The 14,738-nt window shown below is 42.6% G+C and carries 10 protein-coding genes and 1 tRNA gene; 7 read left to right on the plus strand and 4 right to left on the minus strand.

Translation table 11 applies throughout. The annotated features are described in order from the left end of the window. Nucleotides 1-41: 41 nt before the first annotated feature. A complete protein-coding gene (gene dnaQ / locus EC846_RS06315; protein ID WP_123774589.1) occupies nt 42-1,394 on the minus strand; it encodes a DNA polymerase III subunit epsilon in 1,353 nt (450 codons plus the stop codon). A gap of 330 nt (nt 1,395-1,724) precedes the next feature. On the opposite strand from dnaQ, the gene EC846_RS06320 reads away from it, so the two are divergent. The 7 genes from EC846_RS06320 (at nt 1,725) to EC846_RS06350 (ending at nt 12,814) form a co-directional block, all read left to right on the plus strand. Next, nucleotides 1,725-4,976, plus strand: coding sequence for a lytic transglycosylase (locus EC846_RS06320; protein ID WP_123774590.1), 3,252 nt, complete (start codon nt 1,725-1,727; stop codon nt 4,974-4,976). Nucleotides 4,977-4,982: 6 nt separating this feature from the next. Next, on the plus strand, nt 4,983-6,824 hold the full coding sequence (locus EC846_RS06325; RefSeq protein WP_123774591.1) for an extracellular solute-binding protein: 1,842 nt from the start codon (nt 4,983-4,985) through the stop codon (nt 6,822-6,824). Between the two features lie 327 nt (nt 6,825-7,151). Further along, nucleotides 7,152-8,222 carry a microcin C ABC transporter permease YejB gene (gene yejB, locus EC846_RS06330; RefSeq protein ID WP_123774592.1) on the plus strand — a complete coding sequence of 357 codons (1,071 nt, stop codon included), beginning with the start codon at nt 7,152-7,154 and terminating at the stop codon, nt 8,220-8,222. Beyond that, nucleotides 8,222-9,232: an ABC transporter permease gene (locus EC846_RS06335; protein WP_123774927.1), complete on the plus strand. Its 1,011-nt coding sequence runs from the start codon at nt 8,222-8,224 to the stop codon at nt 9,230-9,232. Before yejB ends, EC846_RS06335 begins: the two co-directional genes overlap by 1 nt. Further along, complete coding sequence (locus tag EC846_RS06340; RefSeq protein ID WP_123774926.1) at nt 9,210-10,814, plus strand: dipeptide ABC transporter ATP-binding protein; 1,605 nt, start codon at nt 9,210-9,212, stop codon at nt 10,812-10,814. Before EC846_RS06335 ends, EC846_RS06340 begins: the two co-directional genes overlap by 23 nt. A gap of 99 nt (nt 10,815-10,913) precedes the next feature. Next, nucleotides 10,914-12,158 carry an NADH:flavin oxidoreductase/NADH oxidase family protein gene (locus EC846_RS06345; protein WP_004773733.1) on the plus strand — a complete coding sequence of 415 codons (1,245 nt, stop codon included), beginning with the start codon at nt 10,914-10,916 and terminating at the stop codon, nt 12,156-12,158. A 110-nt stretch (nt 12,159-12,268) separates the two neighbouring features. Next, the gene (locus tag EC846_RS06350; protein ID WP_123774593.1) at nt 12,269-12,814 is read left to right on the plus strand and encodes a DUF2726 domain-containing protein; all 546 of its coding nucleotides are present in this window, start codon (nt 12,269-12,271) and stop codon (nt 12,812-12,814) included. Between the two features lie 69 nt (nt 12,815-12,883). On the opposite strand, the gene EC846_RS06355 is transcribed toward EC846_RS06350, so the two are convergent. The 3 genes from EC846_RS06355 to pyrC all read right to left on the minus strand — a co-directional run bounded on the left by EC846_RS06355 (nt 12,884) and on the right by pyrC (nt 14,663). Further along, nucleotides 12,884-12,959: transfer RNA gene (locus EC846_RS06355), tRNA-Glu, on the minus strand. A 19-nt stretch (nt 12,960-12,978) separates the two neighbouring features. After that, complete coding sequence (rnt, locus tag EC846_RS06360) at nt 12,979-13,644, minus strand: ribonuclease T (protein WP_004773731.1); 666 nt, start codon at nt 13,642-13,644, stop codon at nt 12,979-12,981. Beyond that, complete coding sequence (pyrC, locus tag EC846_RS06365) at nt 13,629-14,663, minus strand: dihydroorotase (RefSeq protein WP_004773730.1); 1,035 nt, start codon at nt 14,661-14,663, stop codon at nt 13,629-13,631. Before pyrC ends, rnt begins: the two co-directional genes overlap by 16 nt. Nucleotides 14,664-14,738 lie beyond the last annotated feature (75 nt).

The raw sequence follows: 14,738 nt of genomic DNA on the forward strand, positions 1-14,738 counted from the left end.
TTTAAAACTTGAAATACAAAAAATTACATTGAGCAGTAAATTTATTTTGCGAAAAGGCAAGGCTCTCCATGTTTTTGCTCGTATTGTTTGACCCAAGTCTCATGTTCATTTAATTCATGTTCCGAAGGTTCGATGATGGGTAAATCAACCTGCACACGTTGACGTGTTGTTTTATTCTGATTTTTTTCGGTCTGAGAGAGGGCATCCATATCAAAAGAGACTTGCCCACCCGTCATCGCAAGATAAACATCAGCCAGAATCTCGGCATCGAGTAATGCACCGTGGAAGGTACGATCTCGTGCTGGAATTTCATAACGGCGAACTAACGCATCCAATGAGTTCTTCTGTCCCGGGTGCTTGTTCTTGGCAAGTGCCAGCGTATCGGTCACTTCACACACGTCTGAGAGTGGCGGTAGGCCAACCCGTTTGAACTCCGTATCAAGGAAGTTCATATCGAAGGTTGCGTTATGCGCGATAATTTCAGCGCCTTTTAAATAGGCAAATAAAGTATCGGCAATCTCGGCGTATTTCGGTTTGTCCTTTAAAAAGTCATCGCTAATACCGTGGACATTTTCAGAGTCGCCAACCGGTTTTTCTGGATTGATATAAATATGAATCGAGCTGCCCGTAAGTTTACGGTTGATCATCTCAATCGCGCCGACCTCAATAATACGATCGCCATCCTGAAAGTAAAAACCTGTGGTCTCCGTATCTAGAATGAGCTGACGTGGGCCTTGCAGTTTTAATTTTGCTTCAGTCACAACAATGTGCGGATGTTGACTAGAAACAACGGGTGCTGGAGACATTTCTTCTGTAGTCTCGATTTCATCAGCAACATTATTTTCAGTTTCTTCGATCATCTCAACATCATCCACGTCTGCATCTATATCTAAGCCAAAAGGATCATTTAAGAGCCAGTCAGCTTCAGGCTTTTTTGTATCAGCGTTAGCCTGTGTTGCATTTTTTAATTGTTGAGCCGTTTGTTCTGCACCTAAATTTGCTAGTTGGTCGGCCATTTCATTGCCTTCATGACCAGCATGACCTTTGATCCAGTTCCACTCAATGTTTCGGTTGGCACAGACGGCATCCAGTTTTTGCCATAAATCTGGATTTTTAACATCTTTCCAGTTTTTCTTTTTCCAGCCATGAATCCATTCGGTGATGCCTTGTTTTACATAGTTGGAATCTGTCCAGATAATGAGATGGGCATCTACAGGACAAAAGGAAACCCCTTCGATTGCTGCTTGCAGTTCCATGCGGTTATTGGTTGTTTGAGCTTCGCCGCCACAAAGTTTGTGCTCACCTTGTTCGGTAATGACATACGCACCCCAACCACCGAGACCTGGGTTTCCTTTGCATGCGCCATCAACGTAAAGCGTGATTGTTTGTGACATATCTGAACCTGAACAATAAAATAAACAGCGTGAAAAATTTGAGTATTTACAATCCGAAAAAGAAGGCCAATCTTCAATTGCGAATTAAGCAAATCAACCAGAACCCAGATTTCTATTTGAGTTCAGGTCATTTGAGAATTTTAGCATCCCCATGCACCAAGGGGTATTGTAAAGCCAAATTCTGTTTTTGAACGTTACAAAACTCATCTTTTTTAATTTCTTGTAACATTTCCATGCAAATCACGTTAAATTATTACCTTGTCTAAGTGACATGCTTTAATACAATGGCAAATCTAAAGTAAAACTAGCGTGAGTTGACTGGAAGTTTTTATGTATAAATCGGGCAAATTGGTGTGGCAAACATCTGCAACATCATTATTCAAAATCACTGTACTCACTTCTGCTCTAGCCGCGTTGGGAATTACCACGGGTTGTTCTTCAACACCTCAATCAGGAAAAACATCATCTTCTAAACAGGCGGGTTCGGGTTATCTGGACGCAAGCAGTTTAGACTCACTGGAAGACTTACTTTCTGCAACCGATATGCGTGCGGTGGAAGGGGACCGTTTACTGGTACTCAAACACGGTGATGTGTGGAAACGCATGACAGTCGGTTTCAAGATGGACTTGAATCATTGGGATTCCCGTATTGAAGCGCAACGTAGCTGGTTTATTTCACGTCAACCTTATTTAGACCGTTTGAGCGCCCGTGCCAGTCGTTATTTATATCACACTGTAAAAGAAGCAGAACGTCGCGGTATGCCGACCGAGCTGGCTTTACTTCCAATTATTGAAAGTTCTTACGATCCGGCAGCGACCAGTAGTGCTGCGGCTGCAGGTTTATGGCAGTTTATTCCAAGTACGGGACGTATTTATGGTTTGCAACAAACCAGCCTGTATGATGGTCGCCGTGATGTCGTAGAGTCAACCCGTGCGGCTTATGAGTTTTTTGGAAGCTTGTATAACCAGTTTGGTTCATGGGAACTTGCGCTTGCTGCCTATAATGCAGGCCCAGGTCGTATTCAGCAGGCGATTAACCGTAACCGTGCTGCGGGTCTACCAACTGATTACTGGTCATTAAAACTTCCACAAGAAACCATGAACTATGTGCCGCGTTTCTTGGCGGTTGCCCAAATTATTAAAAATCCAGGTGCTTATGGCGTGAGTTTACCGCCGATTGCCAACCGTCCTCACTTCCGTGAAGTAAGTTTATCGACACCACTTGAGTTAAACCAGATTGCTTCGATTACTGGTTTGAGCCGTGCTGAGCTGTATGCATTGAACCCGGGCTATCGTGGTGAAATGGTTGATCCACTCAGCCCGATGCGAATTTTAATTCCAGCGGATTTAAGCCCATCAATTGATGCCAAATTACGTTCTGGAAAATCAAGTTCAGGTGGTTTCTGGGCAAGCAACAAAACGCCACCGCCAATGGCAAATAATTCGTCGAGTACATCAACCACCATTCGTACCACAACAAATACAGCGCAAACGGTGAGTCCATCGACCAAGATACCGCCGAATTTAACAGCAAGTAATACAACGCGTACCACAACCCCAACAATCCCAAAGACTAAAGTGAATACGCCTAGAGGATCTGATGCGCTGGCTTCATTTGCAGCAGCGGCAGATGTTCCAAGTGCACCACGTATTCCAGTGGCAATTACACCTGCTACCAATATCAAGCCTGTTAAAACAGAGCCACCAATTTCTGCGCAAGAGCGTGAGAAAATCACGGCTGCAATCAAGGAAGAAGGCAAAAAGGAAACTGTTGCTCAAGCTTTAGAGCCACAAGCAACTCAAGCTGAGCGTGATCAGGTCGTTGCAGAAATTAAGGCAATTGCACCGAAAGGCACCGAGATTGTTGATCCATTTGATGGCAAGATTAAACTGACTGCGATTCAAACCAGCCAGTCCGTGGCCGATGAGAAAGGTCAGGAAGTCAGCAAGGGCTTTGCTTATCCAAAAAATCTGGTTGAAGATAGTGCCACAGCAAATAGTGATGACGCGAAACGTAACCAAGGCAAGCCTTATATCAAGACAGATACCGATGTTGTCGTGACTGCGCCGAAGGGCAAACGCAGTACCTATGTGGTACAACCTGGAGATACCTTAGCGGTTATTGCTCAGAAAAATGGCGTGAACTGGCGCGATATCGCCCAGTGGAACCAGATTGATCCAAACGGAACTTTATTTGTTGGCGCAAGTTTGTATTTATACAATGCCAAACCACAAGCAGAAGCTCCAAAAGCAGCTGAGAAACCTGAGAGCTATGTGGTGCAATCAGGTGATAGCTTAACCAATCTGGCTTCACGTTTTGATTTAAGCCTGAAGCAGCTCGCTGATTATAATAATCTGTCTGTGACCGATGGTTTATTTGTTGGGCAACGACTTACGCTGATTGAGCCTAAAAATAATTCACGTACGGCTCAGCAAAGTACCCGTAATAATGAGACAAAAGCGACTGCAACATCTAAGGTTGCAACAAAATCTTATACAGTTAAACGTGGCGAATACTTGAAACTGATTGCTGATCGCTATGCATTGTCAAATCAGGAATTGGCTTCTTTAACCTCGGGCTTAACTGCGGGCAGTAGTCTATTGGTGGGACAGAAAATCAATGTTCCATTACATGAAGTTTCTCAAACAGAAGAAGCTGCTGAGCCTGCTAAAAATACTGTTAAATACGAAAATGTAACTGCATCAACCAGTTATAAAACTGAAAATTATACTGTGCAACGTGGTGATACTTTATCCAGTATTGCAACCAAGTCAAAGATCAGTTTGAGCGATTTGGCTGAACTCAACAATTTGAAGACAAATAGCGGTGTTCGTTTAGGTCAAAGCTTAAAGATTCCAGCAGGTTCAACAGTCCCTGATCAGTATGTGGTTCAGTCGGGTGATAGCCTGAATGCGATTGCTGCCAAGTACAATCTGCAATTGAGCTATGTTGCTGACCTGAATGGTCTGGAACGAACTGCGGGTGTACGGGTAGGTCAACGTTTGAAATTAACAGGCGATGTTCCTACAAAAACGGCGACCAGCAGCAATACAAAATCGAGAGAAGACAGCACGCCAGAAGTCTATACTGTGAAGTCAGGTGATACTTTAGGCAACATTGCAAACCGCTATAATTTACAGCTGGATTATGTGGCAGGCTTAAATGGCTTAACCCGTACCAGTAATGTGCGTATCGGTCAGCGTTTGAAATTGACAGGCGATGCACCTAAAGCTGAAACAGCAAGTGTCGATACAGCGCCTAAGGCCGCAGCACCAAGCCGTAATACCGAGCGCTATAGCGTAAAAGCAGGCGAGTCTCTGAATAGTATTGCCAATCGTTTCGGTATGTCGGGTCGTGAGTTGGCAGATTTAAATAATCTGAAAGCCAATGCCAGTTTGCAACGTGGACAAAATATCTTGGTGCCGAAAACCATTGCCGAGTATAAAGTTAAACGTGGCGATACGCTGATTGGTTTAGCAAGTCGTTATGGCATGGAAACCAACGCATTGGCAGAAATGAATGACTTAACCCCAAGTACTCAATTACGCATTGGTGATGTGATTAAAGTTCCTAGCCTGTAATTCAGCATGAACTTATTGCTTTGCACAAAAAGGCTTAGTCTATTGTATGGACTAAGCTTTTTTGCTCCGCTTTCATTTGCAGCCATGCAAACCACACCCTATTTAGCCATGCATGTGCAGCCTAAATATGCCCAGCTTAAAGCAATGCCTTATGCCAATCCCAATGCACCCAAAGGTGGGATGCTGAGCCAATCTAGTCTGGGAACCTTCGATAATTTAAATAGCATGAATGGCAAGGGAAGTTCGACTGAAGGGGTGAATTATCTGTTTGATAGTCTGATGGATCGTTCACTGGATGAACCGCGGGTGATGTATCCCTTACTGGCTGAACAGGTCAGTTATGATCCAAACCATTTGCAAACAGTGACCTTTCATTTAAATCCTAAAGCCCGTTTTAATAATGGTCAGCCGTTAACGGCAGAAGACGTCAAATTTACCTTTGATACCTATCAAACCAAAGCCAATCTCGGCTTTCAGATGTATTTGTCTGATCTGGCAAGAACGGAAGTGCTGTCTAGACATCAGGTTAAATTCATTTTTAAATCCAAGAATAATGTCGAGATGCCCTTGATCGTGGCGAGCTTACCGATCTATTCAAAACTGGACTGGAAAAATAAAGATTTTAGCCGTGTCACGTTGCAACCGATTGTGGGCTCTGGGCCTTATAGGGTAGAGCGTATTGATGCTGGACGCAGTATCACCTATAAACGCAGTCCGAACTATTGGGCTAAAGATTTGCCTGTTAATAAGGGACGTTATAATTTTGATCGGCTGAAATACGTGTATTACCGGAATTTAGATGTTAGTTTTGAAGGCTTTAAATCACGGCAATTTAATTTATACGAAGAAAAAAATATTCGGAATTGGGTCACCTCCTATCATTTTCCAGCTGCGAAATCAGGCTTGGTCAAAAAATACAAAGCACGGTTAGCCACACCGCTTGATATTCAAAGTCTGGTATTTAATATCCGTCGCGCTCCATTAAATGACATTCGCTTACGTCAGGCATTGACCTATGCCTATGATTTTGAATGGCAGAATAAAGCTTTATTTTTTAATCAAAATCAGCGCTTACAAAGTTATTTTGATAATACCGATCTGGCTGCTAAAGGTCGCCCGAGTGCTGCTGAGTTAAACATACTCAAACCTTATTTGGCACAATTGAATCCGCTGATGCGACAAGGCGTATTGACTGATTGGCGCTATCCTGTTTCAGACGGTAGTGGCTTTAATCGGAACAATTTACTGATTGCGCAAAAGATTTTAAAAGATGCGGGTTATTTGATTCGCGACGGCAAATTATATGATCGCTCAGGTAAAGCCATTCAAATTGAATTATTGATGCAGCAGGAAAATCCGCAACGTGAGCTGATGCCTTTTGTGCGGAACCTGAAAAGATTGGGCATTCAGGTTAATCTTAGACAGGTCGATGTTCCTCAGTACATGGAACGGATTCGCCGTCAGGATTTTGATATGATGGTGTTGAAATTGCCACAGACCTTAACACCTGGTAAAGAACAGGCTCAGTTTTGGGGAAGTGCAGCAGCAGATGAATCGGGTAACTATAACTATTCGGGTATTAAAAATCCTGTAATTGATCAAATGATCGAAAACATTGTTATGGCTAAAACACGTGAAGAAGTTGTGCTCTATACCCGTGTGCTTGATCGTCTGTTACGTGCGGGTTATTACCAGATTCTGACTTATGGAAAACCTGAACGCTGGTTTGCCTATTGGGATATTTATCAACAGCCAGCAGTGAAGCCAAAGCTTTCTGTAGGATGGGAATATTGGTGGATGGATGCAAATAAGGCGAAGAAACAGGAGCAGGCTATACAAAAGCATTAATTAGAATGGTTTTGACTAGCGTTTGATGAAGTTGTTAGATTAATATTACGGAGTCATCGAGTTCCCATCTTAATTTCAGGATAAGTTTTTCAGCTGGAGTGACTTTGGTTTCGCCTAGTAAGAAGCTACGCTGCGGAAGAAAGGCTTCTTGCGCTGCTATATCGCAGTTCATCTCAAAACCTGTTTACTTATTGGACCTCTTTTATTATTTCGCAAAAACATGATCTTGTTTAAAACACGCAGGTTGTGGATGACTTTTCCGTGTATTTTCTCTCAAGTTAGATTTCATAAAAACTTAGTAAATAAATTAATAAGGGTTCGATTTCAATGGTTCACTATATTCTAAAAAGAATGTTGTTGATGATCCCGACATTATTTTTCATTTTATTGATTAATTTTTTGATTGTGCAAATTGCTCCTGGCGGGCCAGTTGAACAGGCCATTCAGCAAATTCAGAATGCACAAGGTTTAGGCGCAGGAGCAAGCGGGCAGTCTAATCTGGCGAATCTGGCACAATATCAGGGTGCACGTGGTTTAAGCCCCGAAATGATTGAAAAAATCAAAGCCCAGTATGGTTTTGATCGGCCTGCAACAGAACGTTTCTGGCTGATTCTGAAAGGGTATATGCATCTGGATTTTGGTACCAGTTTTTTTAAAGATAAACCTGTCACGCAACTCTTATATGAAAAGCTACCTGTGACCTTGTCTTTGGGATTGTGGAGTACTTTTCTGATCTATTTGATTGCCATTCCACTCGGCATTAAAAAAGCAAAAAATAATGGCTTGCTGTTTGATCAATCCACATCGTTATTATTGGCGGTCAGTTATGCCATTCCATCGTTTGTTTTTGCCATTTTATTGATCGTCTTTTTTGCGGGTGGTAGTTATTTGCAATGGTTTCCATTGCAAGGGCTAGTGTCTGAAAATTTCTCCCAGTTAAGCTTCTTGGCAAAAATCAAAGATTATCTGTGGCACATGTGTTTGCCGATTCTGAGTATGCTGCTCGGTAGCTTTGCTGCACGTACTTACCTGACAAAATATGCATTTGTAGAAGAGCTGAACAAGCCTTATGTATTAACAGCCCGAGCGAAAGGATTAAGTGAAAATCAGGTGCTGTATGGGCATGTCTTTCGTAACGCGATTTTGATTGTGGTTGCTGCTTTGCCAGAAACGTTGGTGGGTATTTTCTTTGTCGGTAATTTATTTATCGAGATCATTTTTAATCTGGATGGGATTGGATTATTGGGGTTCGAGGCGATTACCCAGCGTGATTATCCTGTTATTTTTGGTACCTTGTTTTTATTTACCTTGTTCGGAATGATTTTACGTTTACTGGGTGATTTGCTTTATCACCTCATTGATCCGCGGATTGATTTTGAATCAAGAGGTGGACAATGATGTCACCCTTAATGCAAGCGCGATTTGATCGTTTTCGGCAAAATAAGCTGGGTTTTCGCTGTTTGATCCTGTTCTTGATTATTTTTGTGCTGTCTTTGCTGGCGGAACTGATTGCCAATGATAAGCCTTTGCTGGTGCGTTATGAGCAGTCTTTTTATTTTCCGATTCTGAAAGATTATCCAGAAACCACATTTGGTGGGGAGTTTGAAACAGCAACGGATTATCAAGATCCAGTGGTAAAGCAGTTGATACAGACGCATGGCTGGATGATTTCGCCTCCGGTAGCTTTTTCTTATCAATCGCCGAATCTGTCTTTGGCTGTACCTGTTCCTTCTGCACCGAGCGCACAGAACTGGCTTGGCACGGATGATCAGGGGCGTGATGTATTTGCCCGAATCCTGTACGGTCTGCGGATTTCGCTCTTATTTGGATTTGCACTCACATTGTGTTCTGCTGTGGTCGGGATTATGGTCGGGGCGATACAGGGCTATTATGGTGGCTGGGTTGACTTGATTGGGCAGCGCATTCTGGAAGTGTGGGGTGGCTTACCGATGCTTTTCATTGTGATGATTCTGGTCAGTATGTTTAGCCCGAGCGTGTATTGGTTATTTGTGATCATGTTGCTTTTTGGCTGGACAGAGCTGGTCGGCCTAGTACGTGCTGAATTTCTCCGTGCCCGTAATCTTGATTATGTTCGTGCGGCGCAAGCATTGGGTGTTAGTCAGGATAAGATTATCTTTAAGCATATTTTACCCAATGCGATGAGTTCTAGTCTGTCGCAGATTCCTTTTATGCTGACGGCAAATATTATTGCTTTAACTGCACTGGATTTTCTGGGTTATGGCTTGCCACCTGATTCAGCTTCGCTCGGAGAATTATTATTACAAGGGAAAAATAATCTGGATGCGCCGTGGCTGGTGTTGTCGGGTTTTTTTAGCTTGGCAATCGTTTTGTCTTTACTGATTTATATTGGGGAGGCGGCACGTGATGCATTTGATCCAAGACGATAAGTTGCCTCTAAATCAACCTTTACTCAAAGTACAGCAGCTGAGTATTTGTAATGGCGCTGAGAAGTTGCTTGAGGATGTCAGTTTTGAAATCTATCCTACCCAAACCGTTGCCATCGTGGGAGAAAGTGGTTCAGGTAAATCCATTACTGCGTTGGCATTGTTGGGGTTATTAGCTCAGACATTAAAGGTGACAGGTGCAGTTCAATTTAAGGATCAGGATGTACTGAAACTGAGTCAACCGCAGTTGCAGCAAATACGTGGCAAGAAAATTGCCATGATTTTTCAGGAACCCATGACAGCATTGAATCCTTTGCATACTGTAGAAAGAATGCTAGGGGAAAGCCTGCTTTTACAAGGTTCTGCAAAAGCTGCGGTACGACAAAACACGTTGCGTTTGTTAGAAGATGTGGGCTTGCCTGAAGCGGAATATCTTTTAAAGCGCTATCCACATGAACTGTCAGGCGGTCAACGTCAGCGCGTTATGATTGCCATGACTTTGGCTTTAGAGCCAGATATTTTAATTGCTGATGAGCCGACGACAGCGTTAGATGTGGTGTTACAAGCACAGGTCTTGATGCTACTGAAAAAACTACAGCAACAACGACAGATGGCGATGATTTTAATTAGCCATGATCTCAATCTTGTTCAGCAATACGCAGATCATGTGGTGGTACTGAATCAGGGACGGCTAGAAGAGCAGGCAAGCAGCACTGAACTTTTTAGCTGTCCTCAGAGCGTTTATACGCAAAATTTATTGAATCACGATTTTGGGCAAGCTTTGCTGCTACAACTCTCAGAACCATTGCTTGAACTTAAAAATGTCACGGTAAAATATCCCGTCAAAAGAGGTTTATTTCCTCGGATTCAGGCCTATAAAGTTGCTGCTGAATCAATCAGTTTTACTCTAATGCAAGGTGAGGCTTTGGGGATTGTTGGAGAAAGTGGTTCAGGCAAGTCCTCAATTGCCTTGGCAATTGCCCGTTTGATTGCGAGTGAAGGAGAAATTAGCTTTCAGGCACGAGATCTAAATCAGCTTAACCAGAAACAGCTTCGGCCGATTCGTAGTGAGCTTCAAATTGTATTTCAGGATCCTTTTAGTAGTTTAAATCCACGAATGACCGTTGAGCAGAGTATTGGTGAAGGACTTAAACTCCAAGAGATTTCCCAGCCACAATACGCTGCAAAAATTGACGAAGCCTTGCTCAAGGTTGAGTTATCTCCCGAGGATAAAGACAAATATCCGCATCAGCTTTCAGGCGGTCAGCGGCAACGGGTTGCACTCGCACGAGCTTTGGTGGTGCAGCCGAAACTGATTATTCTGGATGAGCCTACCTCTGCGCTGGATCGATCTACCCAGCTTGCAATCATTCAATTGTTAAGACGTTTGCAACAGCAAGAACAAATTAGTTATCTGTTCATTAGTCATGACTTGCAAGTCATTAAAGCCCTGTGTCAAAAAGTGCTGGTGATGCATGAAGGGAAAGCCTTGGAATATCAGGCAACCGAGACTTTATTTGCCCAGCCCCAGACGGAATATACCCGTCAGCTGATTGCTGCCAGTGAATATCCTCATTGTAAATAAATTGACATGTGATATTGTCAATTTGTCGGAACAGCTATTGACACCACTAATAATCGGATTAAATTAGAGCAAACACTCTAATTTTAGCAGAGGATGGCCATGAGTCAGATTGCAGACAGTATTCAGATACGTAATACCACATTTAAAAATCGCATCATTAAAGGGGCAATGAGTGAAGCACTTGCCAATGATGCAGGGCAACCGAATGATTTGCTGATTGGTTTATATGAAGCTTGGGCGAAAGGCGGTTTAGGTTGCGCCGTTACAGGTAATGTAATGGTGAATATTGGCGCCAAAAATGAACCAGGTGTGGTGGCAATTGAAACTGAGCGTGATCTGGAAAAGTTAAAGCAATGGGCTGCTGTCGGTAAAAAACACGGTATGGTGCAATTGATCCAGTTGTCACATCCAGGTCGTCAGTGTCCGAAAGGTTTAAATAAAGAAACGGTTGCACCTTCGGCTGTACCTTTTAGTCCTGTACTGGCAACCATGTTTGGAACGCCACGTGAGCTGACGCATGATGAAATTCTGGATATTATCCAGCGTTTTGCGACCGCTGCTGCTGTTTGTGAAAAAGCAGGTTTTGAAGGGGTACAATTTCATGGTGCACATGGTTATTTAATCAGCCAGTTTTTATCACCATTAACCAATAAACGTACTGATCAGTGGGGCGGTTCAATCGAGAACCGTATGCGTTTCTTGCTGGAAATTTATAAAGCAGTACGTGCGGCGACCTCTGAAAATTTCATCATTTCGGTTAAATTAAATTCGGCTGATTTCCAGCGTGGTGGCATTACTGAAGAAGATGTCATCACTGTATTTAAAGCGATTGATGCAGCAGGTATCGATATTATTGAAATTTCAGGTGGTACCTATGAAGCACCTGCGATGGCGGGTGCAAAAGCAGAAAAGCGTAAAGCCAGTACCATTGCCCGTGAAGCTTATTTCTTGGAATTTGCCGAAAAGATTCGTCAGCATGTGTCATGTAAATTGATGGTGACAGGTGGTTTCCGTACAGTCGAAGGAATGAATGCAGCTTTGGCCAGCGGTGCCTGTGATTTCATTGGAATTGCGCGTCCTTTAGCGGTAGAACCAGATTTGCCAGAGCGTTTAATTGCAGGGCATGATGTTCGTTATGCGGTAAATCAGATTAAAACAGGGATTCCATTTGTTGATAAAATGGCAATCATGGAAATCATTTGGTATGCAGCGCAATTTAAGGCGATTGGGCAAGGTAAAAAACCGAATCCAAAACTATCGCCGCTATTGGTCTTCTTGAATTATGCAAAAGGAAATATCAAGGCTGTGGTGAAAGGCCGAGTCAATTCGCGTAAGTCAGCATAATATTTTCTAGGACTCTTCGGAGTCCTTTTTATTTTTAATCAATAACGTCGTAGTAGAATTCTTTTAATAATTACATTTAGAATGTTCTTTTTATTAAAGGGGAGATATTTATGACGTGGATTATTATTTTAATTGTTGTGTTTACAATAATGGCTTTAGTTTTAGGGAATGTGAAGAAAGAAAAGAAAGGTGGAGCGCGTAATCCGATTAAGGGTAAACGTATTCTAACAATGAACGAACAACCAACTTTCTTCAGATTAAGAGAAGCATTACCAGAGCATATTATTTTGGCACAAGTTTCGTTTAGTGCATTTATGACAGCTCAGGGCTACGCTACTAGGAATTTATTTAACCGTAAAGTTGCTGATTTTGTTGTATTGGATAAACAATTCAATATTGTCGCTATTGTTGAGCTTGATGACTCATCTCATAAAGGGAAAGAAGATAAAGATGCGGATAGAGATCGTTTAATCATTGAAGCAGGACATCGAATCATTCGCTACCCAAGAACACCTGATATAGATCAAGTCAAAAAAGATTTTGGAATAACTTCTATAGAAACCACAATAATTGAATCTGAAGTACCAGAGAAGACTGTTCTAGTCTCAGAGGCTTTTGTTTTTGAAACCGAATCAAATGAACAAAAAGTACTTTAATTGCTATTGGAAATATTTTAATTAAATAAAAAAGCCACTGTCTAAATAATGCAGTGGCTTTTTTGAATTTGGCGTCCCTACGGGGATTCGAACCCCGGTTACCGCCGTGAAAGGGCGATGTCCTAGGCCTCTAGACGATAGGGACTTCTTGAGGTGGGTGTATATTAGGGGTCTGTCACCAAAGTGTCAAGAAGGTGAGGAGACAGTTTGTTCAAAATATAGCAAAACAGTTCAGCAGTCTTCTGTGTATCGTACAACGCAGAGTGTGCTTCTTTGCCATCAAACTCGATTCCAGCCTGAATACAGGCACGCGCCAACACCGTTTGCCCGAACATCACCGCACTCAACGTCACCGTATCAAAGACTGAAAAGCTATGGAACGGGTTCTGGTTCTTTGTTCCAGAGCGTGCAATCGCAGCTTGAAGGAAACCTAAATCAAAGTGCGCATTGTGTCCCACTAAGACCGCATGGGTACATTGTTGGGCCTTGCGGACTTCATTTAAAGATTTGAAAATACGGCGTAAAGCAGTACGTTCATCTTCAGCCATGGCAATACGCATCGGGTTAGAAGGATCAATGCCAATAAAATCGAGTGAGCGTCGATCCAGATTGGCACCTTCGAATGGGTTGATATGCGCTTGGAATGATGGGCCTGGTACAAATTGACCGTTTTCATCATAAACAATTGGAATACACGCGATTTCAAGCAGTGCATCGGTTTGTGAGTTAAAACCTGCTGTTTCGACATCGACGACAACAGGTAAAAATCCACGAAAACGCTGACCAATTACAGGAGCTTTGTTTTCTTCTTGTGTCACACTTTTCTCCATTGCAGTGTTTTGCCTGCATGAAGTGGAATAATTTTTTGATCTTCAAGATAATCAAAAGACTCGGCAACCGTATTTTCTTCTTTCACTAAGGTGATTGTTGAAGTATTACGTGGTAAGCCATAGAAGTCAGCACCAAACATGCTGGCAAAACCTTCCAGACGTTCTAGCTTACCGACTTGGTCAAATGCCTGTGCATAAAGCTCAATGGCATTTGGTGCGCTATAGCAGCCAGCACATCCACATGCATTCTCTTTGGCATTTTGCGCATGTGGTGCGCTGTCTGTGCCAAGGAAGAATTTTGGATTACCGCTGGTCGCTACTTCTAATAATGTCGTTTGATGGGTTTGACGTTTTAAAATCGGCAAACAGTAGAAATGCGGCTTAACACCACCAACCAACATGTCATTACGGTTAAACAGTAAATGTTGAGGGGTAATTGTTGCAGCAACATTACGATCCTGCTCAAGCACAAAATTAGCCGCGTCGCTTGTTGTAATATGTTCTAGCACGACTTTTAATTGAGGGAATTGCTTGAGGAGCGGTGACAGGACTTCATCCAGGAATCTTTTTTCACGATCAAAGATATCGACGTGATTATGAGTCACTTCGCCATGAAGCAATAAAGGAACCTGATGTTCCTCAAGTTGTTCAATAACGCCATATACCTTACGGATATCACTTACGCCATTATCCGAGTTGGTGGTTGCACCAGCAGGATAAAGCTTAATTGCATTAACGAACTCAGATTCTTTAATTTTACGAACTTCATCTGGAGAGGTATGGTCAGTAAAATAAAGCACCATGCGCGGATCAAAATTCAGACCTTCAGGAACATGCGCCAGAATACGCTCGCGATAAGCTAACGCTTCTTCGACAGTTTTAACAGGTGGAACAAGATTCGGCATACAAATTGCGCGTGCAAATTGTTTGGCTAAATCAGGGACAGTGCGTTTTAAAGCTAAACCATCACGCAGGTGTGCGTGCCAATCATCGGGTTGCAAGAGTGTAAGAGTATTCAAGGTCTACTTCAAACTTAAAAATAATACAAATAATAATGCATAAACCGTGAAAATGGTAACTACAATTACGGATAA

It is taken from the genome of Acinetobacter sp. BIGb0102 (genome assembly GCF_003815055.1).
GTDB classification, from domain to species: Bacteria; Pseudomonadota; Gammaproteobacteria; order Pseudomonadales; family Moraxellaceae; genus Acinetobacter; species Acinetobacter vivianii.

What these genes read in the sequence shown, in the direction of transcription:
- EC846_RS06335 (WP_123774927.1), top strand. Translation starts at nt 8,222, where the DNA reads ATGTCACCCTTAATGCAAGCGCGATTTGATCGTTTTCGGCAAAATAAG.
- yejB (WP_123774592.1), top strand. Translation starts at nt 7,152, where the DNA reads ATGGTTCACTATATTCTAAAAAGAATGTTGTTGATGATCCCGACATTA.
- EC846_RS06325 (WP_123774591.1), top strand. Translation starts at nt 4,983, where the DNA reads ATGAACTTATTGCTTTGCACAAAAAGGCTTAGTCTATTGTATGGACTA.
- EC846_RS06340 (WP_123774926.1), top strand. Translation starts at nt 9,210, where the DNA reads ATGCATTTGATCCAAGACGATAAGTTGCCTCTAAATCAACCTTTACTC.
- EC846_RS06345 (WP_004773733.1), top strand. Translation starts at nt 10,914, where the DNA reads ATGAGTCAGATTGCAGACAGTATTCAGATACGTAATACCACATTTAAA.
- rnt (WP_004773731.1), bottom strand. Translation starts at nt 13,644, where the DNA reads ATGGAGAAAAGTGTGACACAAGAAGAAAACAAAGCTCCTGTAATTGGT.
- EC846_RS06320 (WP_123774590.1), top strand. Translation starts at nt 1,725, where the DNA reads ATGTATAAATCGGGCAAATTGGTGTGGCAAACATCTGCAACATCATTA.
- dnaQ (WP_123774589.1), bottom strand. Translation starts at nt 1,394, where the DNA reads ATGTCACAAACAATCACGCTTTACGTTGATGGCGCATGCAAAGGAAAC.
- EC846_RS06350 (WP_123774593.1), top strand. Translation starts at nt 12,269, where the DNA reads ATGACGTGGATTATTATTTTAATTGTTGTGTTTACAATAATGGCTTTA.